The organism is Candidatus Kryptonium sp. (assembly GCA_025060635.1).
Taxonomy (GTDB): Bacteria; Bacteroidota; Ignavibacteria; order Kryptoniales; family Kryptoniaceae; genus Kryptonium.
The window spans coordinates 16,145-41,445 of record JANXBN010000007.1 but is presented as its reverse complement, the minus strand read 5'-3'; the positions used below and the strand labels follow the sequence as shown (position 1 = coordinate 41,445).

Annotated in this window: 18 protein-coding genes and 2 tRNA genes; 7 read left to right on the top strand and 13 right to left on the bottom strand. The window is 38.0% G+C overall.

The features are described 5' to 3' along the window. Nucleotides 1-57: 57 nt before the first annotated feature. The 3 genes from NZ923_09015 to NZ923_09005 form a co-directional block, all read right to left on the bottom strand. The gene (locus tag NZ923_09015; protein MCS7230157.1) at nt 58-1,089 is read right to left on the bottom strand and encodes a PorV/PorQ family protein; all 1,032 of its coding nucleotides are present in this window, start codon (nt 1,087-1,089) and stop codon (nt 58-60) included. A gap of 70 nt (nt 1,090-1,159) precedes the next feature. Further along, a complete protein-coding gene (locus NZ923_09010) occupies nt 1,160-4,138 on the bottom strand; it encodes a hypothetical protein (protein ID MCS7230156.1) in 2,979 nt (992 codons plus the stop codon). A gap of 87 nt (nt 4,139-4,225) precedes the next feature. Next, the gene (locus NZ923_09005; GenBank protein MCS7230155.1) at nt 4,226-7,072 is read right to left on the bottom strand and encodes a TonB-dependent receptor; all 2,847 of its coding nucleotides are present in this window, start codon (nt 7,070-7,072) and stop codon (nt 4,226-4,228) included. Between the two features lie 206 nt (nt 7,073-7,278). Between NZ923_09005 and NZ923_09000 the strand changes: the two genes are divergently transcribed. From NZ923_09000 to NZ923_08970, 7 genes are all read left to right on the top strand, one after another. Then, nucleotides 7,279-7,351: transfer RNA gene (locus NZ923_09000), tRNA-Met, on the top strand. 31 nt (nt 7,352-7,382) lie between these two features. After that, on the top strand, nt 7,383-8,834 hold the full coding sequence (tilS, locus tag NZ923_08995) for a tRNA lysidine(34) synthetase TilS (protein MCS7230154.1): 1,452 nt from the start codon (nt 7,383-7,385) through the stop codon (nt 8,832-8,834). After that, nucleotides 8,824-9,375, top strand: coding sequence for a hypoxanthine phosphoribosyltransferase (hpt, locus tag NZ923_08990; protein MCS7230153.1), 552 nt, complete (start codon nt 8,824-8,826; stop codon nt 9,373-9,375). The genes tilS and hpt overlap by 11 nt, the downstream gene beginning before the upstream one ends. Before the next feature lie 24 nt (nt 9,376-9,399). Then, nucleotides 9,400-11,427 carry an ATP-dependent zinc metalloprotease FtsH gene (gene ftsH, locus NZ923_08985; protein ID MCS7230152.1) on the top strand — a complete coding sequence of 676 codons (2,028 nt, stop codon included), beginning with the start codon at nt 9,400-9,402 and terminating at the stop codon, nt 11,425-11,427. Further along, the gene (locus tag NZ923_08980) at nt 11,381-12,127 is read left to right on the top strand and encodes a dolichol kinase (GenBank protein ID MCS7230151.1); all 747 of its coding nucleotides are present in this window, start codon (nt 11,381-11,383) and stop codon (nt 12,125-12,127) included. The genes ftsH and NZ923_08980 overlap by 47 nt, the downstream gene beginning before the upstream one ends. A 16-nt stretch (nt 12,128-12,143) precedes the next feature. Next, on the top strand, nt 12,144-13,214 hold the full coding sequence (locus NZ923_08975) for a DUF4837 family protein (protein MCS7230150.1): 1,071 nt from the start codon (nt 12,144-12,146) through the stop codon (nt 13,212-13,214). Between the two features lie 60 nt (nt 13,215-13,274). After that, nucleotides 13,275-14,276 (top strand): DUF4097 domain-containing protein, encoded by a 1,002-nt coding sequence (locus tag NZ923_08970; GenBank protein ID MCS7230149.1) that lies wholly within the window; start codon nt 13,275-13,277, stop codon nt 14,274-14,276. A gap of 172 nt (nt 14,277-14,448) precedes the next feature. On the opposite strand, the gene NZ923_08965 is transcribed toward NZ923_08970, so the two are convergent. The 10 genes from NZ923_08965 to NZ923_08920 form a co-directional block, all read right to left on the bottom strand. After that, nucleotides 14,449-14,522, bottom strand: a tRNA-Arg gene (locus NZ923_08965). Between the two features lie 21 nt (nt 14,523-14,543). Then, on the bottom strand, nt 14,544-15,230 hold the full coding sequence (ispD, locus tag NZ923_08960; protein ID MCS7230148.1) for a 2-C-methyl-D-erythritol 4-phosphate cytidylyltransferase: 687 nt from the start codon (nt 15,228-15,230) through the stop codon (nt 14,544-14,546). Then, nucleotides 15,227-17,080: an APC family permease gene (locus NZ923_08955; GenBank protein MCS7230147.1), complete on the bottom strand. Its 1,854-nt coding sequence runs from the start codon at nt 17,078-17,080 to the stop codon at nt 15,227-15,229. The genes ispD and NZ923_08955 overlap by 4 nt, the downstream gene beginning before the upstream one ends. A 25-nt stretch (nt 17,081-17,105) precedes the next feature. Next, nucleotides 17,106-18,146: a tRNA preQ1(34) S-adenosylmethionine ribosyltransferase-isomerase QueA gene (gene queA / locus NZ923_08950; GenBank protein MCS7230146.1), complete on the bottom strand. Its 1,041-nt coding sequence runs from the start codon at nt 18,144-18,146 to the stop codon at nt 17,106-17,108. Between the two features lie 62 nt (nt 18,147-18,208). Further along, nucleotides 18,209-21,010, bottom strand: a complete 2,802-nt coding sequence (gene ppdK, locus NZ923_08945; protein ID MCS7230145.1) for a pyruvate, phosphate dikinase — start codon at nt 21,008-21,010, stop codon at nt 18,209-18,211. 18 nt (nt 21,011-21,028) lie between these two features. Then, nucleotides 21,029-21,709 carry a gamma-glutamyl-gamma-aminobutyrate hydrolase family protein gene (locus NZ923_08940; protein MCS7230144.1) on the bottom strand — a complete coding sequence of 227 codons (681 nt, stop codon included), beginning with the start codon at nt 21,707-21,709 and terminating at the stop codon, nt 21,029-21,031. Beyond that, nucleotides 21,710-22,723, bottom strand: coding sequence for a tetraacyldisaccharide 4'-kinase (gene lpxK, locus NZ923_08935; GenBank protein MCS7230143.1), 1,014 nt, complete (start codon nt 22,721-22,723; stop codon nt 21,710-21,712). Nucleotides 22,724-22,752: 29 nt separating this feature from the next. Next, entirely contained in the window at nt 22,753-23,901 is a 1,149-nt protein-coding gene (gene lpxB / locus NZ923_08930) for a lipid-A-disaccharide synthase (GenBank protein MCS7230142.1), read from the bottom strand. Between the two features lie 2 nt (nt 23,902-23,903). Then, nucleotides 23,904-24,500, bottom strand: coding sequence for an isoprenylcysteine carboxylmethyltransferase family protein (locus tag NZ923_08925; protein ID MCS7230141.1), 597 nt, complete (start codon nt 24,498-24,500; stop codon nt 23,904-23,906). A gap of 65 nt (nt 24,501-24,565) precedes the next feature. After that, on the bottom strand, nt 24,566-25,276 hold the full coding sequence (locus NZ923_08920; GenBank protein MCS7230140.1) for an MtnX-like HAD-IB family phosphatase: 711 nt from the start codon (nt 25,274-25,276) through the stop codon (nt 24,566-24,568). Nucleotides 25,277-25,301 lie beyond the last annotated feature (25 nt).

The window sequence follows — 25,301 nt, the reverse complement described above, 5'->3', positions numbered from 1 at the left end:
AAAAACCCGGTCTCAGCGATAAAAGCTGAGCCGGGCAAGTAAAAGTAGGTTCTCACACTATAAAACAACGGCCAGGGAAATTCTGTGGGCTTGCTTTAGCCTGTATAGATCTGAATATGAATAATCAAATTTCAATTTAACGGACGAACCAGGAATGCCAAGTTTTATACCGGCACCGGCGTTCAAGGTGAATTTTCCATGCCTTTCATCAACTGCGTATCTTTTCATTCCTCCAACTCTCACGAAAAACATTTCTCTAAAAGCAAATTCACCTCCAACGAGTCCGAGCGCTCTATAATCACGCTCATCTCTATAGTCAGCGTTGAGCGTAAATCTAAATGTCTCGCTTTCAATTAAGTTAAATGTTGCTCCCATTTGAAATGTCAAAGGTAGAGACCATTCTTCAGTTTTAAGGGTTGCGATGACATCAGTTGGATTTGAACCGGCCGTCGGGTATGGATCAACCTTTAAAATCAAATCTCTTCCTTCAAGTCGCATCTTTGTGCCAAAATTTGTAAACGACATACCTACCTTCAATCCCCTAAACCCAGTATCATACAAAGTTCCGATGTCAAGAGCGAAAGCACTTGCAGTTGAATGCGAAATTGTTTCCGTAACATATTTTACGCTTACACCAATTGAAAACTTATCTGTCAACCTTCGCGAATAAGCAACCGCAAAACAGGCATCATAAGCAGAAAAAGTTTGTCCACTTGCTCCCTCGGTATCAAGCCAGGTTGTAATCGGCATATCGCCCATTGAAAGGTAAGTTATCCCGACACCAATGGCACCGAGGTTTCCAAGAGGAACACCAACGGAAAGGAAAGCGATGTTCAAATCCGCAATCCAATCGGTATTTGAAAACATAATTTCCGTTCTTTTCATCTGCGAAAGTCCCGCAGGATTCCAATAGACAGCGGAGGGATCATTTACATTAGCTACAACGGCGCTCGCAAGTGATGAACCTCGTGGGTCAACAGGGATTTTCAAGAAAGCTGCTGCCGAGGTTCCTACATTATCAAATTGGGAAAGCGCATAATTTGAAAATACCATCAAGAGTAAAACCGCAATTATTTGAAACTTTTTCATTTCTTCCTCCAAATTTTTTATTTTCTCAAAAAATTTTTCAAACCGCCTCACAAGGAGGCGGAGAATCTTTTTACTTGATCAATGCAAATTTCCCGATAACTTCTCCAATTTTCCTACCTGTCTCGTCATAACCCTCAATGTGATATATATAAACTCCAAAGGCAACCTCTTGCTCATTGTATGTCTGCAAGTTCCACCTTGCTATTGAACCACCCTCATGATTTATAACCCTAATAAGGTCGCCAGCGACATTGTAAATTCTTATTATTGCTTTCGGTGGCAAGTGATGGAATTGTACTTCTTTTTGAACTCCATATTTACCTGTCTCATAAGGTGAGCTCACAACATATGGATTCGGGACGACGCGAATGTTTTCAAGATCAGAAGCTGTCATCGTAGTAGTTGTCTGCTTAACAGTGTTAAATTCATAAACATCGTTTTTCGTCAAGATTTTGTTCGTCACAATTTTTATTTTGTCACCTTGTGGAACGGAAACAGCCTCGGAATAGATTCTGACTCTATATGGTATATCAGCTAGAGAAGTAGCATTGAATGCTCCTGGATTTGCTGTTGGATATGGTTTATTGATTATAAAGATTCTATCATAATCACCCCAGTTAAATCCAGTCGCACCACGATCTCGTATCGCAGCGTTTACTCTGGTGTTGGTGGTCAAATTCCATATCTCAAAAGGTGCTGTGATTGTCCCCGTTGGATTTATAGAAGCACCAACTCTTGGATAGACAACGGGGGTATTCACGATCCTTATTTCATAATCTGCAGACAATGCTTCTCTTGATAGAGAATCAATTGTTGCACCAGCATTTACACCTTCAATAGTTTGATCAATTGTTAAAGCATCATAAATATGAACACTATCCCCATCGTCAACCTCATTCCAGTTAACATCGGGTGGCAAATCTTGAACAGGTATATATAAGCCATCAAACATAAGTGCATTGTCAATTGCTGGATCATAGAAGTACGGATAGTTCTTTATTGTATCTCTGTTTATCGTAACGACATAATTGCCGGATTCATCTCTCAAATCCATGAGCAAACTGAAAGGCGTACTGCCCTGCTTAAAAGTTAATGTATACTTTTTACCAGTTGTTTTTCTAGGATCAAGCAAAGTGATTGGTATTTTTACGCTACTATTTCCTCTAATATGTTTTGCTTCTTTGTCAGCGCTTCCAAGCGTAACACCTGAAGCAGGTTTTCCAGGTATAACAGCGACAGTGTTTGTTCCTTCTTTTGGATAGCTTCTTATTGCATTTTCAAGTGGCGGAATAGGACCATCGTCACGGTCATAAGCGACAACGGCATACCAATATTCATAGCCATTATTTACATTTCTATCAATGAAATAATGTCTTATACCAACATCGCTTCCAAGGTTGAAATGTCGTCTTGATTCAGATTCACCTTGAACGCCATTTTTCAAATCATAAATAGCAAGTGGAATCCATCCTTGAAATTGACCAAATGCATCAATTATAGCTTCACCCCAAGTTTGACCTCTATCTGTGCTCTTGTAAATTTTATAACCTTCAAATGCATTGTTTCCAGTTAATCTATCATTTATATGATCTATTGTCCCATCTGGTTTGTAATAAATACCTTTTTCAGAGCGATCGTCCCAGTATAGAATAACCATTCTATCTAACGCAACTGCCCTAACAGATGGTTCTGGTGGTGCTTCGGCAGCGCGGTAGCTATTGTTGTAAAGCAATTGACAAAGCATCGCTTTCTTGAACAGGTCTCGTTTATTTCTCGCATGTATTGAAGCAAATGTGAAAGCAAGTTGTCCACCAGGAGGTAAATTAAACGGACCAGATGCGACGACATATGTTATATCTGGCCCATACGAATTCGGTGTTTGTGTCCAATCCCTGGGATGAGGATTAACATTGTGAGGTGGGGAAACTCCTGCTGATATTTGGTCATATTCACCTGTTTCTGTCTGCGGAGCTTCGCTATATGGAAAAACTTGAAATGTTGTTATACCCATTGGCTTACCCGTAGCGGGATTAATCGGCGTCTCAAGAAATTTTAATCCAACCCATCCAACATTTGACGCAATTAAACCTTCAACTTTATCGTCGCCGTCCCAAAGATATGTAAAGTTCCACAACAAAGAATCCTCACTTGGTGAATATCCCTCAACATCTGTTCCCGGCGGGATAAACGCAGCAAAATCATCTGTCCATTCATAAGAACCTTGTTCAGGACAATCTGGATCATCGTGAATCCCAACATAAACATCATAAAGTGTGTCTGTTCCAATGTTTGTTAGAACAAATCTAAAAATTATAAAATCTTGGTTCAGAAAGTCGTCCCATTGTAAGCCCCAAACATCAAGGCGAATGTCCATTGGTTTTGGCTTGTTTCCAGACTCCGGATCATTATCTGTGACAACGAAGTAAGCTTCTCTTTTTGCAACGACTTCACCGTTTAGAACACCCGGAAATCCCAAAGAACCAACCGGCGGTTGCCTATATGATATTTTCCTTGCATGAGCTGGTAAATCACTTAAAGAAGGCCATCTTCTTGGCCAAGATTGTGGTTTATCACTGAATGCTATTCCGATATTATTTTTCTCATCAACATAACCCGCATCAAATCCAGGCAATGGTTGATATTCCTCTTCACTGAATCTTGCAGCTCCACGAGTTCCACTTGCAAAAAATTTCGTGAAGCTTCCATCAGGGTTTCTTTTCTTCGCACCGACAATCGGTGCCATTGTCCATCTGTAAGTTATGCCACTTCTTGCAGGATACTCCCAGCAAAGTCCCCACCTGTCATATCCGAGCGTTGCCGCGTTTGATATGCGCGCCCAAACATTTCCGACATCAAGAACTGATCTTTTCCTGTCTCCTGGCCCGAGTGTTTTTGCCAACGGCTTTAAGCCACGCTGAGGAGCAAGAACAGTGTTATAATATTTTTCTTTTGTCATCCAATTTGGATCTTCTTTAACCTGTGCAAACACAGTTGAAATCAACCCGAAAGTGAAGAGCAGTAGTATGATAAATTCTGTAGCTCTTTTCATTTCTTAACTCCTATTTTTATTGGTAAAAAAATTAACATAACCCCGCCACACCTGTGGCGGGAAATTGTTAAGATATCAAACTAAAAATTAAAAGTTTAATTCTATCCCAATTTCAACATGTCTTGGTGCGCTAAACCAATGCGGTCTATGCCTGTTCTCCGGAGAAATGGCAGGATTCGTGCTATAATCAGGTCTTCCAGAATCGTCAAATACATTTAAAACATTCTTCTTGTTTAAAAGATTAGTGATATCAGCCCAAAGGGTGGCGTTTAAGAATCCAATCTTGAATGTTTTATAAGCTCTGACATCAATGTTTCCAGTCCATGGCTGTCTTCCGCTATTTATTTCACCCGTCAAATATGTTCCCCTTGCATCTGTTGGAGTATATGGAAGACCACTTCCAAAATTACCAATGAAGTTCAATCCCCAAGTGTCATAAATTACATTAAAGATAAATGAAAGAGTATGTGGCTGATCCCAAGCAAGAGTTGTTGTCCTCTTTGGTGGAATGTAACCGGTTACGGATGCGGTATAAGCTTCCCAGAAATGCGTCGCCCAATTATCTGCATTACCCTCTGCCCTTGAGTATGTGTAATTTATTTGAAATGCGTAATGATTGCTCAATCTCTTTCTCAGCGCGAACTCAATTCCCCTTGAATTTGCATAGTCAAGATTCACAATCTGTGTATAAGTATATGGATCTCTGAAATAACGCTTTGTTGAAATGTAGTCATAAGTATCTTTGTAAAATGCAGTTATGCTCATAACAATATCTTCGGTCAAAACTACATCAGCTCCAACCTCGTAAGCGTGTGTTGTCTCAGGTTTTAGATTTGGATTACCGATTCTGGGTTCATATCCTTGAGCAAGGTTTGGATATGGATAATTCGGATTATTCTGATTAAATCTTCTGTAAAGGAAAAACATATCAGGATACTGATAAAATTGACCATATGCGAAATGAATCTTTGCTCTATCGGAAATTGGATGCGAGAAACCAATTCTTGGGCTTATATGCCACTTAGGTTTAACATTTCCAACTTTTGAGATATCAGCGTTTGGATCCGATGCCCTTAAATCAATTACTTTATAAACATCTGGCGCTTTCGGATTCAAATAATCAAAACGAAGTCCAATGTTTATGATAAGATCTTCAATTTCAATTTTGTCCTGAATGTAAGCAGCTGCTTGAACAGGTCTAAACTTATAATAAGCTGTTTCATAATGACGCGTATCTTCGGGCTGTAGTGTATCAAGGTGATCCCAATAGCTGTTTATACCGCTTATCCACCAGTCGCTAAGGTCATACTGTTTGAATTCAAAACCGAACTTAATAAAGTTATATCTGTCAATTTGGCTGGCAAAACTTGCTGAAAATGTATTTGTTAAAACAAAGTAATGTTGAACATAATCATCCATTGAAATAGCCCAAACATCTACCCTATCAATCCCTGCTTGTCTCAATCTTGCGATAAGTTCAGGAGTTAACCTTGTTCCTTTTTTGATCGTATCACTGCCAATGACATAATCACGATAAAGTGGGAATCCCATTTTCAAAGCATCTTTTAACCACAAAGTCGCCCTGTAAGGACCACCGAACTCGTAGTTAGATGTTGAATCAAATAAATTATTCCCTCTAACTGGCGTAAATATTCTTGAGAAATCTCCCTTCAGCTGTTCCTCGTAAATGTAGAACTTATATCTTGTGTTAAACTGTGAAAACTTAACTTCATAATAAGTATTTCCACTCAAAGCGTGCGTTAGATGCGCCGAATAAAGAGTGCTGGTTCTATAGTTCGTCCCTTGAAACTCCGGTAAACTTGGATCTTTCATTTTCAAAAGATATTGGTATTTAAAGTAATGGTCATATCCTTTGTTCTTTCTATTGGTCACAGCATATCCAAGCCGAATTTTCAAGTTTTCAAAGAATTTCAATGTGAACTTTGCGTTTCCTCTAACCCTACTATCAAAAAAGCCAAGATTTTCATAAGTATTTTGTATCACTCTTCCACCGGGAGTTTTATATGTTGGACCTGTGAATCTGTTTAAATAGGTTCTAGTAAAAGACCTATCTCCACTGATGAAGAATGTCGCAAAGTCCTTCCCTGGAACAACAGGACCACTTAATGAAAATTCCCCTCTAAATGTCCCCCAATCGTTATCTTTCCAACCAAGTTTCCCAAACTGATCTGTCCCAACCCTTAAATTTCCAGAAAACTTTGAACCACCCTCTTGAGTTACGATATTAACAACTGCCGATTGCGCTTGTCCGTATTCAGCATTAAATGTCCCAGATAAAATTGAAACCGATGCTATTCCAAGTCTGGACACATCAAGAGCCGACCCACCATAGAGAAGATCGTCAACGCGAATGCCATCAACTACATAACTAACTTCATGTGTTCTGCCACCTCTAACATGTATTCCGTCATCTCCACCTCCAAGTCCCCCGTTATTCGCTTGAACCACGCCAGGAGCTAAGATCATGACCTCTTGATATGAATTAACAGGGATTGATTGAATTTCTTGTGCAGTTACTGCTGTGACTGTTGAAGTTGCATCTTTTTGTATTAACTTTCTTTCAGCTGTAACAACGACCTCCTCAAGTTGAATTGTTTCGCTCGGCAACTCAAAATTAACCTCAGTTGTAAAGTCAGGCAAAACCCTCACTCCTTTTATGGTAACAGCTCTATATCCAACGAACGACGCCTTTACATCATATGTGCCAACTGGGATATTAACTATTACATATTCGCCTTTCAAATCGGTAGCAGCACCATAAGCCGTGCCAATTAAAACAACATTTACTCCAGGTAAGGGTTCTTTTGTTTCTTTGTCAACAACTTTACCACGAATTTTCCCCGTCTCACCAGCAAGAGCAACCCCAACAATCAAAAGTGAAAACAAATAAAAAAGAAGTAACCTTCTTAACATAATTTGCCTCCATTTTAAGTTTGAGTTCCCATTTTTTGGAGAACACATTTCTGCTTAAATATAATATAAAAACCTCAAGTTGTCAAGAGGGTCGGTGTTTACTTAATTCAAAAATTGAGATAAACATTGAAAACCGAAAACGATTTCGCCTCAAAGTTGATTTTTTTTATCTAAATCCTTATATTTTTATAGAACTCAACCCATGTGGCGGGTTAGCTCAGGTGGTAGAGCAGCGGAATCATAATCCGCGTGTCGGGGGTTCGAGTCCCTCACCCGCTACAATTTCAAAGTGAAACCTTTCAGTCCCGCAATGACTGAAAGGTTTTTTTATATAAACCGAATATCTGACACAGCTGAGATGATAAGAGATTTTATAAATCGCTTCCGTGAATTTATTCAAAAGAATAAGCTTATTTCACCCAAAGATAAAATCATAGTCGCCGTAAGCGGAGGAGTTGACTCTATAGTTTTACTTGATCTTCTAAACGAACTGAAAAATCAACTTAAACTTGAACTCATCGTTGCCCATTTCAACCACAAGTTGAGAGGAGAAGAATCAGACGAAGATGAAAATTTTGTTAAAGCATTTGCTTCCCAGCTTGGCCTTGAATGTTATGTTAGAAGCGAGGACACAAGAGAATACTGTAAAACCAAAAAAATTTCAATTCAGGAAGGAGCAAGAGAATTAAGATATAACTTTTTTGAAACACTTAGATTGCTTAAAGGTTTTGATAAGATTGCAATCGCACACAATGCAAATGACAATGCTGAAACAGTTCTTTTAAATCTTTTCCGCGGTTCCGGAGTAAGCGGACTCGCCGGGATACAGGTAAAAAGAGGAAACATAATAAGACCACTTCTATTCGCAACGAGAGACGAAATAGAAACATATGCCTCTGAAAAAGGATTACCATATAGAATTGATTCATCAAACTTCAAAACAGCTTACAGAAGAAACTATATACGCTTGAAACTCTTACCTTTAATAAGTGAAAACATAAACCCTGCAATCATTGAAACTCTTAACCGAACTGCACAGATATTTTCGGAGCTAAGCGAATTTGTACGCTATGAGGTATCAAAAATTATAAATTTCATCACAATTGAGGAAAATCCCGGAAAAGTCCTAATTGACATTCACAGGTTGAAAAGCTATCTTTTCTTCATCCAAGAAAGTGTTATAATCTCAGCGATTGAGACATTTTTCAATGAAAGGATTGACTTTGCAAAAGTTCTCGCAGTGCTTAATTTAATTGATTCAACTCCCGGTAGCTCCATTGCGATCTCAAAAAATCTTTACGTCTACAGAGATAGACAATATCTCGTCTTCTTGCGAAAACCTGAATTTGCCGAAACCGAGATCTACACTTATGTTCATCCCGGTGAAAAGTTTGAAACTAACTTTTTTATATTTTCATCCGAATTTGTCAAAAAAGAGGAAGTTCAATTCAATCGCGATTCGCAAGTTGAATACATTGACGCTGACCTTATAGCTGATGAACTCATCTTGAGAAATTGGCAACCTGGCGATTGGTTTGTCCCACTTGGGATGAAAGGAAGAAAAAAAATTAGCGACTTTCTTATTGACCTTAAAATACCTGTTTATGACAAGAAAAAAATCCTTGTGCTTGAATCCGAAGGGAAGATCGTTTGGGTCTGTGGACTTCGTCTTGACGACAGATTTAAAATAACTGATTCAACACAAAAAATTTTAAAAATTGAATTTCATCCAAAACCAATTCTACAGAGCAATGAACGATGAGATAATTTATATCAACGGCGAAAGGTTCAAAATTTTAATAACCGAAGAGGAAATAAAAAGAAGAGTAAAAGAACTTGGCGAACAAATAAGCAAGGACTACGCAGGAAGCGTGCCGATCTTCATAGGAGTCCTAAATGGTTCAATCATATTTTTCGCTGATTTGATTCGCGAAGTTAAAATTGACTGCGAAGTTGACTTCCTTAAACTTTCAAGCTACGGAGACGAAAAAATTTCCTCAGGTCATGTAAAACTTTTGAAAGATCTTGATTGCCAAGTGACGGGAAGAGATATAATCGTAGTTGAAGATGTGATTGATTCTGGGCTTTCAATAAAGTTCATCAAAAACTTGATCATGCTCAAAAACCCGAAATCTTTAAGGATAGTTTCGTTGTTATATAAAAAGAACAGAGTTCAAATTGACTTCAAAATTGATTATATTGGATTTGAAATAGGTGACGAGTTCGTTATCGGCTACGGTCTTGATTACGCCCAGAAAGGACGAAACTTAAAGGCGATCTATGTTATTGATTCACAAAAATAAACTTTTGCTTGGAGGTTTTGAAAAATGTTTAGGCAATTTTTAAATTCAAATGATAACAAATTCATTAAAAACGATAGAAAAATGAGAAAACCTCAAATGGATAACGGCAATAACGATGATTTCAACTGGGGAAAAGTCACAAGAGTGATTTTAAGCTGGTTGATAATTATCTCCGCTGTTTTCGCACTTATGGTTTGGTTCAGAGGAAATCAAAAACATGAATATGAAATTACATTTGACCAATACCAACAATTTCTAAAAGCAGGTAAGATCAAAGAAGCAATAGTAAAGAAAACAGATGTGAATAACTTTGATTTTCATGGCGTTCTTAAAGAGCCGGAGGAAATGATAACTGTTGATGGGAAAAAAGTAAGAGGTGATAAATTCGTCGTATTTTTACCCAACGCCTCGGATTCGCGAGTGATAGATGAATGGACACGCCGTGGGATCAAGTTCAATTTCGTTAAAGAAAGCGATCAATGGCTAAACGCGCTTTTAAGCATAATTCCATGGATATTGCTGATTTTCGTATGGTTTTTGATAATCAGGCGAATGCAGGGAACTACGACAAGAAACATTTTCACTTTTGGAAAAAGTAGAGCAAGAATCGTGACAAATAACATACCCAAAGTTACATTCAATGATGTCGCTGGCGTTGACGAAGCTAAAGAAGAATTAAAGGAAATAATAGAATTCCTCAAAGATCCAGCAAAATTTCAGCGACTTGGTGGCAAGATTCCTAAGGGAGTTTTATTGCTTGGACCGCCTGGGACTGGTAAAACACTACTTGCAAAAGCTGTTGCAGGGGAAGCAGGTGTGCCATTTCTTTCAATAAGTGGTGCTGAATTCGTTGAAATGTTCGTTGGTGTCGGAGCAAGCAGAGTTAGAGATCTTTTTGAACAAGCGAAAAAACTTGCTCCTTGCATTGTTTTCATAGATGAAATTGACGCCGTCGGAAGACATAGAGGAGCAGGGCTCGGTGGAGGACATGATGAAAGAGAGCAAACCTTGAATCAACTTCTCGTTGAAATGGATGGTTTTGAAGAAAACAGCGGAATAATTGTAATCGCTGCAACCAACAGACCTGATATACTTGACCCAGCACTCTTAAGACCTGGAAGATTTGATAGACAAATCGTTGTTGACAGACCTGATGTAAAAGGACGACTTGAGATCCTTAAAGTTCACACGCGTAGATTACCTCTAGCTCCAGATGTGAATCTTGAGGTAATCGCAAAATCAACACCAGGATTCTCCGGAGCCGATCTCGCAAACCTTGTAAACGAAGCTGCACTTCTTGCTGCAAGAAAAAATCATGATCTTGTGACAATGCAGGACTTTGAAGAAGCGAAAGATAAGGTTATGATGGGAATTCAAAGGAAAAATGTCGCAATATCAGAGCGTGAGAAAAGAGTAACAGCTTACCACGAGTCAGGTCATGTCCTCGTTGCGAAAATGTTGCCAGAAGCTGATCCAGTTCACAAAGTTACGATAATTCCTCGTGGCAGAGCTCTTGGAGTTACAACCTATCTACCAATTGATGAAAGACACACTTATTCAAAAGAATACCTTGAAGCGATAATAACATATGCTCTCGGTGGAAGAGCAGCGGAAAAAATAATTTTTAATTCGCTAACAACCGGTGCAGCGGATGATCTTGAAAAAGCAACAACAATCGCAAGGAAAATGGTATGCGAATGGGGAATGAGCGAACGACTCGGTCCTTTGACATATGGTACAAAAGAAGAGGAAATTTTCCTCGGAAGAGAAATAACCAGACACCAAAATTATAGTGAACAAACTGCGATATTGATAGATGAAGAAGTCAAGAGAATAGTCACAAGTTGTATGGAAAGAGCTGAAAAAATTTTACTTGAAAACATAGATGCACTTCATCGCCTTGCAAATGCGCTACTTGAAAGAGAAACACTGACAGGTGATGAAATAGATAAAGTTATAAAAGGAGAGGAGCTACCACCTATACAAAAGAAAGTGAATGGTCAAAATGAAACTTCTACAAGAGTATCTGCAAACACTGAACCAAAGAATTAATGAGATATCTAAAGTCCCCGACTATTCCGAAGCCATAATTGATTTCAACAAAAACATAGACAGAAATTACAAAGCCGAGTATATCCGCAAGGCGATACATCAGTTTTCAATGTTAATCCCTGTGATCTATTATTTCACACCCCGCGATTTAGCGATAAAAATTTTAATCGTTTTAACCCTTGGCTTCCTCACAGTTGATATTATAAGATATTACAACCCCACCGTTCAAAAACTTTTTTACAAGTTCTTTGGTTTCATTCTACGCCAACACGAAAGGGATCATAAAGTAAAAAATCTAAATGGCGCGACTTGGGTTTTCATCTCCGCACTTGTTTGCGTAATTATCTTCCCAAAGTTTATAGTGATAAATGCCTTCGCAATACTCATACTCTCAGATGCAAGCGCTGCAGTTTTCGGTAGAAAATTTGGAAAACATAAATTTTTCAAAAAATCACTTGAAGGGACGATCGCTTTCATTTTAGCTGCAGTTCCAGTTGTCCTACTTGCCCCCAAAGTCCAAAATTTGCCAGGTGAATACATAATAACTATGGCGTCTGCTATAGTTGGTGGGATTATTGAAGCTGCATCAATTAACCTCAAAGTTGATGATAACCTTTTAATTCCCGTAAGCATAGGGGCGACGATGTGGATCCTTTACCTAATTTTTTATCCAAACCTTGACCTTTACTTTTTAAAATAAATTTTTTCCACCTGTTATGAAAAAGATCATCGCTTTTCTCCCTCTTTTCCTCTTTTTAATTTCGTGTTCAAATCTCAAACCTAAAGCTACAGGCGATGAAACAGAGATCATAACTTATATTGACTCATCCCTCTATGCACAAATAGAGCGACCTTTGAAATCCGTATTTCACCGATTACTTTACACACCACAACCAGAAAGCTTGTTCATAATAAAGCCCGAGTTTCAAATCTACTCCATTGACAAATTGAAATACCAAAAGAATTTAATGTTTGTTTCCACACTTGACGACAAAGGTGAAATCAGCTTATACACCCAAAATATGCTTGACCCCGTTTCCAAAGAACTTGTTGAAAAGGATTCAGCATATCTATTCATCAAGAAAGACCTATGGAGCAAAGGTCAAATTGTTCTCTTCCTTGTCGCAAAAGATAAGGAGACGCTTTTAAGACGCCTAACAAAAGATAGAAACGAAATTTATCTCTATTTCAGGGATGAATTCTTTGATCGTGAGCTAAATGCGATCATTTCAGAAGGGCATAACAAAAAAGACATTGAAAGATATTTCCTTGAAAAATACGGATGGACGATGTTTGTTCAGCATGATTACTATATCGCTAAAGATTCAGCACAAGAAAAATTTGTTTGGTTGAGAAGAAGGACACCTGAGGATATGGAAAGGTTTATCTTTGTTCATTGGATTGATTCTGTATATGAACCGTATAGATTTTTCAATCAAGTATGGATAGCCGAGAAAAGAAACGAGATAACGAGAAAGTTTTACAGAACAACGCGAGACGACGCCTGGGTTGTGATAGCAGACGATCCAGAAAGCATAAAACATCTCTATTTTTTCCCAGTTAATTTCAATGGAAGATACGCTATAAGGGTTCAAGGGTTGTGGAGGTTTAATGACTTCACAGGTGGAGGTCCTTTTGTTTCTTATGTTTTTTACGACTCAACTCAAAAGCGAATCTATTTCATTGATGGTTCTATTTTCGCTCCGAGATATGAAAAGAAGAAACTCGTTATCCAAGTAGATGCGCTCCTCCATACCTTCAAAACCGCCAGCGAAGTGAAAAAATAATTGAAACATTACAGAATAATTCTCGTATCTCAGCAAGTAGAAAAACAAAAGTTTCACAAAATGATGAATGTAAAATTTTTGATTTTCATCTTAACTGGTTTTATTTTTGCTGGCGGTTTGCTTCTCTGCTCCAACATCAAAATAACGGAAACCCCGCTGGAAGAAGAACTTAGTGATACCAACGAATTGAAAATTTCAAAGTCGTTCAAAGCAAGCCCCAAACATGAAATCATCATTGAATCAAGCATAGCAGATGTCATAATGCAATCTCACGATGCAAATGAGATTGAGGTTAATTTTTATGTGAAAGGCTTGAGTCAGAAACTTAAAGAATTTGATGTCTCATTTCACGAAGAAGAAAATCGTTTGACGATCAAAGTAAAGCGAAAAAAGAAAGTTAGGATTTTAAATTTTTACGATTTATTTGACCTCTTTCAAGTGGAGGGGATTGAAGCATCTCAGCTTGTTGTAAAAGCTCCAGATAGTTTGTCAAATGTTGTTATCAAATCATCGGGTGGAGATATAAAAATTCAAAATTTTACATCAAACTTTGAGCTTTCATCCGCAGGTGGAGATATTCAAATTGAAGAGTTAAACGGCGAAATTTATGCTTCTTCAGCTGGAGGTGATACAAGAATCAGAAATTGCAGAGGTGATAGCGAAATAAAGACAGCAGGCGGAGATATAATTGTAAGCCAATACCAAGGTAAAATTGAAATTGAATCATCAGGTGGAGATATAACGGTTAACAAATTAAATGGCTCTATCTTTGCCTTTTCAGCTGGCGGCGATGTAAAGGTTGAATTTGCTCTTCCGCTTGGAACGACGAAACTGTCAACAGCCGGTGGAGATATAACAATTTACGCTCCCTCAAACTTAAATGCATATGTTGATCTTGAATCATCTGGTGGAAATATCAAAGTTGACTTCCCCACGAGGATTGAAAAGAAATCAAGCTTTGAGCTAAAAGGTTGGATCGGGAAACAAAATTCTGAAACCACCATCAAAGCTTCATCATCAGGTGGAGATATTGAGTTAATTTCAAAAGATATGAACATTTAAGATGTTTGAAGAAAATCTCAATGCTTTAAACAACAACGAGCCAAAGCAAGAATCTAAAGATAAAATAATTTGTCCCGTTTGCGGTTGTGAATGTGTAATTGAAAAATGTAAAGTTGTATGTAGAAGCGAGAAATGTATTTATCTGATAATTTACAATTGTTCAGAATTTTAGCGCGCCTGGAGGGACTCGAACCCCCAACCCGCGGATCCGAAGTCCGCTGCTCTGTCCAATTGAGCTACAGGCGCATCTGTATAAAATTAAAAAATTTATCCCCTACTAAGCAACATTTTAGCAAATTCAATATCTTCAGGAGTTGTTATTTTTATGTTCTCGTATAAACCCTCAACTATTTTAACTTTAATGCCTAATCTCTCCACAAGTGAAGCGTCATCTGTTCCGTAAAAAGAATCAGTGTATGCTCTTTTATACGCTTGTTGTAAAATTGTATAATAGAATGCCTGCGGTGTTTGAACGAGCCAAAGCAAATTGCGATCAAGCGTTTTTTCAACGAAACCATCATCGCGCCCAAGTTTTATCGTTTCCTTGGGATGAACCGCAAGGATAGCTGCTCCCGTCTCTTTACAAGCCGATATAACCTCACAAATCTTTTCACATGTTATAAAAGGTCTCACCGCATCGTGAACTACGACAATTTCAGTGTGATGATAGACCATAATTTGCAAAGCGTTATAAACTGAATCTTGTCTTTCGTTTCCACCTATTGTGACTTCAACTACTTTTGTTATGTTAAATTCTTTCACCAATTTCTCAACCTCAAGTAAGATCTCGGGCGCGGTCGCTATGATTATGGAATCTATGCATTTACAAGTTTCAAATTTTTCAAGAGTATGTATCAAAATTGGTTTTCCCGATATCTCTATTAATTGTTTATGTATCCCCGCACCAATTCTTTTTCCATAGCCTCCAGCTGGAATTATAGCTGTTACCTTCAAGTTTTCCCTCCTCGTTTTTCATTTTCGGCAATGTAATCAATGTGAAATATAAATTCTGGAAACTTTCTCGGCAAACTTATTATGTGATAAACCATGATCCCCGTTGATAATCTATCAAGCCAAGATGAAAGTGGCCAACCAAAATGAATGTGTATTTTCTTTTCAGGTGGAACTTCATATTTTATCGTGTTGAGCAAACCAACGATCATATCAAACAAGTTTGTCCTCGGTTGAATGGAAATCCAAAAATGTCTCGGCAAACTTCTCTCCGGTCTATCAAGCCGAGGTGAATAAAAACTTACATATATCGCATTTGAATCTACATTTTCAATGCTTTCTTTTGGTCTCTTGAAATGAATATGAACTTCGTCCGATTCAACATCCATAATCGCAAAGACCACATCCATTGGGCTATCCGTGACACGCCTGATCGGAATCTCCGGAGCTCTAAATTTTGAAATTCTCAATCCAGCAACCAAAAAGAAAAGAGTCATAAACAACCAAAGCAAAGCTCCATAAAGACGATGCATAACTATGTAAACAAAGATGCTAAAGATCAAGACAAATAAAATTAAAGTCCCAGTCCTTGATGTGTGATATGTTATTTCCTTCGTTCCCATGCGATATCTGTAAATAACAAGAGAGCCAATGTTAATTGAAAAACTTGCAACAAGTCCAACCGCATACATCTCAGCAAGCATTGCCTGACTACCGCTCGTTATGAAGAGTATAATTGAATAAAAAATTGCGTTAAAGATGTGAATTCTATAAAGGGAACCACGACGATTTAGTTTCATCAACCATTGAAAGTTGTATCTCTCACATATTTTTTCTATTAATTCCGAAGAAGCAACCATTGCTGTGTTTACAGCCATTATCAATGTTATACTTGCAAGAGCACTCACAACTATCCCAAACCAATAACCATTTACGCTTTCAGCAAATGTTGGAATAAGATCTGTTTCATGCTTTTCTAATTCAATAGTTGACGAAAGAGCAAAAAGAGCAATAAGCGGAGTAACTATTCCAACCGTTAAAGCAAGAAAAATGTAGGCTTTTCTTACATCATGCCAACTTTTAACAAGCGAAGCTGTTTGAAGAACTGATTCAATGCCAGAGTAAGCGAGAATACAACTCCCGATCCCAGTGACGAGGTTCGCATAAGATTGGAAAATTGAAGGTTGATTTATATCAGAAATGAAAAGAGAAAAAGCTTCCTCAACTTTTCTCATTGATGAATCGCCAAAGTTCAAAAATCCGCCAGCTATCAAATTCAAAAGCACAAAAGAAGCAAAGATGAAAATGGCAAATGTAAACCTTGCGTTTTCTCTTATCCCAAGAATGTTAAGTCCAGCTATGAACCAAACGACAAGGATTTTAAGCAGGAACTTAATATGCGACGGTATTGATACAAAAGCAAGGCCATTTTCAACGGCACTTACAGTTGAAATTGAAGCTGTTAAAATATACACGACAAGTATTGACGCAACCGCAATAAAAGAAACCACAGGTCCAAGGACAAGATACGAAAATGAATAAACCCCACCACCTTTTATGTTATGAACCTCAAGTATCTCAGCTATTTCAACCATCCTTGTTGATAAGAAGCGGATGAAAAGAGAAGTGAGAGCAATATAGATGATCGCTTTTATTCCGATAAACCTATATGCTTCAAAAGGAGCGTAATAAATTGATGTTAACTCATCCATCAATGTTATTATTGAAACCGCAAACCATGTTATCCACCAACGCCCTGAATCAAAATAACTTAGCAAATTTTTCTTGCGAATAAGATAAGCAAAAACTATGATTAGCAGAAGATTTATGGCAATGAAGACAAAGGTTCGCATGTAAGAAAATAGATGGGATTAGTTTTTAGATTATAAGCGTAGCATCACCGTAGCTTAAAAATCTGTAACCATTTTTGATCGCGTGTTTATAAGCTTGCATCAAAAGATCAAGCCCCGCAAAAGCAGCAACGAGAATAAGCGGAGTTGACTCAGGTGCGTGAAAATTAGTTATAAGTTTATCCACGATTTTAAAATCATATGGAGGATAAATGAATTTATCCGTCCACCCCTTATAAGGTTTCACATGTCCGTCCGCAGTTACACTTGATTCAAGCGCCCTGACAACGCTTGTTCCAACAGCGACGACGCTTTTTTTATTGTCTATTGTTTCATTTATTAAGCGAGCGCTTTCTGGTGGGATTTCAAAATATTCAGAATCCATTCTATGCTTACTTAAATCCTCAACCTCAACTTTTCTAAATGTCCCAATCCCAATATGAAGGACAATCGGGACAATTTTAACTCCCTTTTTTTCAATCTTTTTCAACAATCTTGTAGTGAAATGTAACCCAGCAGTTGGAGCTGCAACTGATCCAATTACCTCCGCATACACAGTTTGATACCATTCTTTGTCAGCTTCCTCTGGTTGTCTCTTTATGTAAGGCGGAAGCGGAACTTGTCCATATTTTTCTATGAATTTGAAAAAATCGCCCTCGTAATGAAATTTCAATGTCCTACCACGGGATGTGGTATTATCAATAACTTCACAATACACTTCGTTATTATCACCAAAATATATCTTGTTTCCAATCCTAACCTTGCGAGCTGGCTCAACGAGGACATCCCAAAGATGTTCTTCAGGATTAAGCTCACGAAGCAAAAGTATTTCAATTTTTGCACCCGTCTTCTCTTTCCTACCAATTAACCTTGCTGGGAAAACTTTAGTTTTGTTTAAAACAAGTGAATCGCCTTCCTCAAGATAATCAACTATATCGGTGAAGACCTTATCCTCAAAAGTTTTCGTTTTCCTATTAATTACGAGCAATCTTGAGCTATCCCTTGGCTCAACTGGATACTTCGCAATTAAATTTTTTGGCAATTGATAATTGAAATCTGAAAGTTTCATAAGGCTCTCTTGCGCTTATTTTTAAAATTTAAAAGCGGGGGCGTTAATCCCCCGCCTTGACTTTATCTTGCTTTTACCTTTGACTTTGCTTTCTGCTTACCTGTCTTATTGGTCTTTTTAACTGCTTTTTTTGCAACGGTTGATTTCTTAACTCCATCATACAACAACGCAGCTCTTGCAGCAGCAAGACGCGCAATTGGCACGCGATAAGGTGAACAACTCACATAATCAAGCCCGATCTTGTGGCAAAACTCAATTGTTGCAGGATCTCCACCATGTTCGCCGCAAATTCCAACCTTTAGATTCTGCCTTACGGAACGACCTTTCTCAACCGCAATCCTCATCAATTCACCGATGCCCTTAACATCAATTGTCTGGAATGGATCTTTATCGTAAATCCCAAAATCAAGATATTTGTAAATGAACTTCTCATAATCATCCCTTGAAAGTCCCATTCCCATTTGCGTTAAGTCATTCGTTCCGAACGAGAAGAACTCCGCAACTGTGGCTATCTCATCCGCAGTTATCGCTGCTCTCGGAACCTCAATCATTGTCCCAACCGAATATTCAACCCTAATTCCTTTTTCCTCCATAACTTTTTCAGCAATTTCACGCACGATCTTTTCCTGATTCTTAAGCTCGTTTATATGACCGACTAAAGGTATCATTATTTCAGGTTTAACATTTATTCCTTCTTTTGCGACATCGCAAGCAGCTTCAATTATGGCTCTCGTTTGCATCGCCGTAATTTCAGGATAGACGATTCCAAGACGACAACCTCTGAAACCAAGCATTGGATTGAATTCCTTAAGCTCAGCTATTCTCCTGCGAATCTTTTCCTCTGGTATTCCTGTTTTTTCAGAAAATTCTTTTATCTCTTCGTCAGTATGCGGCAAGAATTCATGAAGCGGTGGATCAAGTGTTCTTATTGTTACAGGTCTATCACCCATAACCTTGAAAATCCCATAAAAGTCTTGCCTTTGAAGTGGCAAAAGCTCGTTCAAAGCTTGTTCCCTTTCTTCCTTTGTATCAGCAAGTATCATCTTTCGCATTGAGATGATCCTATCTCCTTCAAAGAACATATGTTCAGTTCTTGTCAACCCAATTCCTTCAGCTCCAAATGCAACTGCGATCTCTGCTTGTTTTGGTAGATCGGCATTTGTTCTTATCCTCAATTTCCTTACCTCGTCGGCCCATTTCATTAATTTTTCAAATTGCTTATATACTGGTGCTTGCTCAGGATCAAGTGTTTTTTCCACGAGGACTTGCAAAACCTCACTCGGCTTTGTGGTTATCTTACCAAGTATAACTTCACCCGTTGAACCATCAATTGAGATGTAATCCCCTTCCTTTATAACCTGTCCATTAACTCTCATTTCCTTTTTGACATAATCAATGTCAAGCGCGCCACATCCAACGACGCAAACTTTACCCATTTGCCTTGCTACGAGCGCTGCGTGCGATGTCATACCACCACGCGATGTGAGAATTCCTTCGGCAGCATGCATTCCTTTTATGTCATCAGGTGATGTCTCAATTCTTGTCAAAATAACTTTTTCACCTCTTCTTGCCCACTCCTCAGCATCCTCTGAATGGAAGACAACTCTACCGGTAGCTGCACCTGGTCCAGCAGGTAATCCCTTCGCAAGAAGACGACCATCTTTAATTGCCTTCTCCTTTTCAACGGCATCAAAAATCGGCCTCAAAAGATGATTCAATGAATCTGGATCTATCCTTAACAAAGCTTCTTCTTTTGTTATCAAACCTTCCTCAACCATATCAACCGCTATTCTTATCGCAGCAAAACCTGTTCTCTTCCCAGCGCGTGTTTGCAACATGTAAAGTTTTCCACGCTCTATGGTAAATTCAATATCTTGCATATCTTTCAATCTGCTCTCAAGGATCTTCCTAACCTCAAGAAGCTGTTCATAGACATGCGGCATGACTTCTTTCAGTTTTGAAATCGGCAAAGGAGTTCTTATTCCAGCTACGACATCTTCACCTTGGGCGTTCATCAAGAACTCACCATAGAATTCATTTTCACCAGTCGCAGGATTTCTCGTAAATGCGACACCAGTACCTGAATCTTCACCCATGTTTCCGAAAACCATCGTTTGAACATTAACAGCGGTGCCAACATCATCTGGGATGCTGTATATCTTTCTATATGCAACGGCTCTTGGATTCATCCACGATCTAAAAACAGCTCCAATTGCTCCCCAAAGCTGCTCCCAAGGATCTTCGGGGAAATCAACTCCTTTTCTTTTCTTTATCAATTCCTTAAACTCATAAACGAGCTCTTTCAAATCCTCGGCTGTTAATTCAACATCGTGTTCAACTCCTCTTGCTTTTTTCTTCTCTTCAATTAAAACTTCAAACGGATCTCTTTCTTCTTTAGTTTCAGGTTTCAAACCGAGGACGACATCGCCATACATTTGGACAAATCTTCGGTAGGCATCCCAAGCAAATCTTTCATTTTTCGTTTGTTCAATTAATCCCTTAACAGTTTCGTCGTTCAAACCGAGATTTAAGATCGTGTCCATCATTCCAGGCATTGACATGGGAGCACCAGATCTAACGGAAACTAAAAGTGGATTTTTTGGATCTCCAAATTTTCTTCCAACTAATTTCTCAACTTTCGCAAGTGCTTTTTTAACTTGTTCTTCAAGCCCCTTTGGATAAGTTTGATTATGTTTGTAATAATAACTACAAACTTCAGTCGTGATTGTAAATCCAGGTGGTACAGGTAATCCAATGTTCGTCATCTCAGCAAGATTTGCACCTTTACCTCCGAGAAGTTTCTTCATATCAGCCGTTCCCTCGGCTTTACCGCCACCAAAAAAATACACATATTTTTTCGTCATTACCTCAACCTCCAAAATTTATTTTTGAATAATTGAATTGATAAATGCCTCAAGTATGTTCTTTGAAAAAGCACTTTCAAAATTCCTCATTCTCTCCGGATGCCACTGAACAAGCAAAACAAATCTATCATCATAAGCCCATTCAAGCCCTTCAATCACCCCATCATCACACTTTGCACTGACACGCAAATTCTCTCCAATTCTATCAGCAGATTGATGATGACTACTATTTACAACTCCCTCTCTTTCACCAACGATCTTGAAAAGCTTTGAATCATCAAGAACAAAGATATTATGCAATCTATCTTCATTTGTTTTCTCATCTTTACGATGATTTGTCCCTATAACCGTTTGAATATCAAAAATCAAACTCCCGCGAAGGTAAACATTTGTTAATTGCAATCCCCTACAGATTCCCAAGATTGGCAAATTTTTCGCAAAAGCTATGTCAAGTAGTTTAAACTCAAACCAATCTCTATCACGATTATATCTATCACCCTCTCTCTCCACCTCACCGTAAAACTCCGGATGAACATCATCCCCACCTGTGAGAAGAAGAGCATCGCAAAGTTTCAAGTCATCTGAGTTAAGTTCTTTATAAGACAAGATAACTGGCTCAACCTCAACCGATGCCATCTTCAACCATTTGATGTAATTTTCCAAATTAGTATCACAATAAGAAACCCCCACCTTTATCATTTAAACCAGTTCCAAAAGCTTTTGTTTTAAATTCTCACCAGCATCCAAAAACCTGACCTCTATCTTTGTATAAAAAAACGGAAAATCTTTCAATTCTTTCATCTCAAATAACCTTGCAAAATCTTTTTCAGTCGTAATAGCAAAATCTGCTCCTGTTGAACCAATAGAATCAACTATCTTCTGAATATCTCGGTGGCTATAACAGTGATGATCTGGGAACTCAAACTCCTTTACGACTTGAAAATTATTGTCTTTCAATAGTTTTATAAAATTCGTGTGTTTTCCGATGCCTGAAAAGGCCACTACTTTTTTGCCTAAAAGTTCATTTTTGTTTAAAATATAATCAAAAAATTTTCGTATTTCAAGAAGCTCGTAATCAAATTTGAGCAGCAGCGAATTTTCTTTTAGGTAAGGTTTGAAGCTACGGACATCAACATTTTTTCTAAAACATATCACATCCGCTCTCTTCAACGAATTCAATGGCTCCCGCTTCAAACCAGCAGGGATCAAAAATTCTTTTATTTCTTCCCCAGAAATTATCACTATATCAAGATCCCTATAAATATCCCTTCTTTGAAAACCATCATCAAGTATGAAAACATCAACGGCAAATTTTTCAAGAACTTTCATCCCAGCTAAATATCTATCTTCGCACACGGCAACGATCCATCCAAGTTTCTCTTCAATTGATTTCAAAGCCATTTGAAACGGTTCATCACCGCACTCATCTGGTTTTGCAAAAATCTTTTCACCGTCTGATACAAACACAAAACCTTTTGTTCTCCTTCCGTATCCACGACTCAAGATCGCAACTTTTTTCCCAAGCGAAGAAAAATATTTACCTATCCATTCAACTATCGGCGTCTTTCCGGTCCCACCCGCAATTATATTTCCAACTGAAATTACTGGTCGTGGAAGTTTTTTAATTTTAAAAATCCCCCAGCTGTAAAAAAAATTTCTTAACACGATCAAGATTCCATAAAAAAACGAAAGCGGGAGGAACGAAAATCTCAAAATACGCCACAACCTAAATAAAGTTTTCATCATATCTTTGATAGGATTTTTTCAGCAACTATCTCGGAAGTTGTTTTTCCTGCAAGATCAATTTTCAGAAGATCCCTGATCTTTAAAAGTTCTCTTCTGACATTATGATATAAATTTTCATCCACAAGATACTTGCTGACCTCGCTAAAAATCTTCTCCGCTGTGAAATCATTTTGTAGTAGCTCTGGCACAACCCTTTTGCGAAGAACTATATTTGGAAGAGCGATTCCTTCAATTACATCTGTTTTAACAAGAATTCGCCCCAAAAAATAATTAAATTGCGAAGTTTTATAACAAACTACCATCGGAACTCCGAGGATTCCAGCTTCAAGCGATGTCGTCCCGCTTTTTACCACTGCAATATGAGAAAATCTTAACAACATATGAGAGTCGGTAATAAATTTAAACTCTTTAAAACCTTCCTTGATCAAATTTTTCATCACGGTTTCATCAATGGTTTTAGCCCTGCTGAAAACAATCTCAACATCAAACCTCTCTTTGATCATTTTGCCAGCTTCAACCATCGTTTTAAGCATCATTTTAACTTCTTGAGTTCTGCTTCCTGGAAAAAAAGAAATTATTTTTTTATTTGAAATCCCGTATTTTTCCAAAAAAGTCATGCCATCCTGCATCTCGGAATAGCTCAAATCTTCAAGTAATGGATGACCTACGAATTCAGCTTTGATTCCGTATTTTTTAAAAAACTCTTCCTCAAACCTAAATATCACAAAAAGCTCATCAACATAATTTTTCAAAACTTTAACTCTTCTTCGTCCCCATGCCCAAACCTGCGGAGCAATATAGTAAAAAACCCTGAATCCATTTTCTTTTGCAAATCTCGCAAACCTGAGATTAAACCCCGGATAATCCACGAGTAAAACTGCGTCCGGCTTGCGGCGCAATAGTTCGCTTTTGCATAGATTTTCCAACTCAATTATTTTCCCGAAGCTTTTTAATACATCAACAAAACCGATCAAAGAAATCTCGGATATGTCATAAATTAACTCAGCTCCGCATTTCTTCATCCTCTCTCCGCCAACCCCGAAAACTTCAACATCAGGTGAATTCTTTTTTATCTTGCAGATAACTTTTCCAGCATGCGAATCCCCCGATACCTCACCAGCTATGACCATCAATCGCTTTGGCATAGTTATGAAAACAAAAGATTATTTTTCACAAGAAAGATGATAATATTCAACGCAGTGACCGCAAAAAATGATTGTAAAGTTCTTCGCTCTGATCTCAAAGCTTCGTTCAAATTAAATTCCAAATTTCCAGCAAATTCATATTTTCTCAACCTCGGAATAAACCTCGGAACATGTTTATAATATCTCGCATATTCATCGGCAAATGCCCTGCTTAAGTACTCCTCCTCAAGCGTCACAATTAAATAATACTGCACAAAAAAATATACAAAGCCAACTATTTGAAGATATGGGAAAAGAGCCATTGACATAATTCCGAAACCAAGATATATGAGCATATTTCCAAGGTAAAGAGGATTTCTAACATAGGCATATGGTCCGTTGGTGACAAGCTTACTTCCCCCAACAGGACCAGTTGTCCTTGTCTCAGCCCCTGCATATCCAACTCCCCAAATCCTTACTGCTTCGCCAATTGATGCGATCACAAAGCCAATCAGCAAACTCATCAAAGTTGGTTTCGCAAATACGATCATCAAAATCAAAAAAGGTATTGGAGTGTAGCTTCTGTAAGAAAAAATCAATTGTCTGAAATCAGTTTTCACCACAAATAATTTTTTGTTTTCACCATTTTTTAATCACGAAATCATTACGAAAGCAAATCAGAGAGCTATTCCCTCATAAAAACATCCCTTCGTTTAAGTTCAGCTTGCCATCTCTTTTTTAACTTCTTTTTTCCGCTCAAAAACCTTTGGAATTGATCAAGTACATCCTTGAATGTCTCAAACTCATAAACTGGTATGTTTTTCTCTCTACAAAACTTCAAAAGTTCCTTTTTCCCGAAAACAACATCGGCATACTCCGCCGGACATCTATCCGAATAACCATCACCAATATAAACGATTATATCTTCATCTCCGGAAAGCGTCAGCATATGATTTCTTTTGCAGTTTCCACAAATACGACAAACTGAATCGGGATATGGGAAATCAAGCTTAACTTTTCCGTTTTCTATCCTCATCCGATTAGAAAAAAATTTAATATCAGCGAGCCCGTGTTTCTCAAGGATTCGCTTTATGTAAAAGTCAAATCCATCGCTCAGGATGAAAATATCAATTCCCTTTTCTTTAGCCCATTTTACAAAATCAATAAAATGTGGATCAATCTCCTGTGAATAAATTAAATTTTCCGCCTCTCCGTTTTCAACCTTTACCTTCTCTGCGATCTTCTCCCACATCTCTTTGGACGAGATCTCATAATCGCGCCATTTTTCAACCAATGAAGCGTAATAATCTTTATCCCCAAATGTCTCAAAAAATAGATCTCCGACATCGTTTTTTGTTATCGTCCCGTCAAAATCACAAAAAATTTTTATGTTCATATTTCAGCAAAAGTTATTTTCTTTG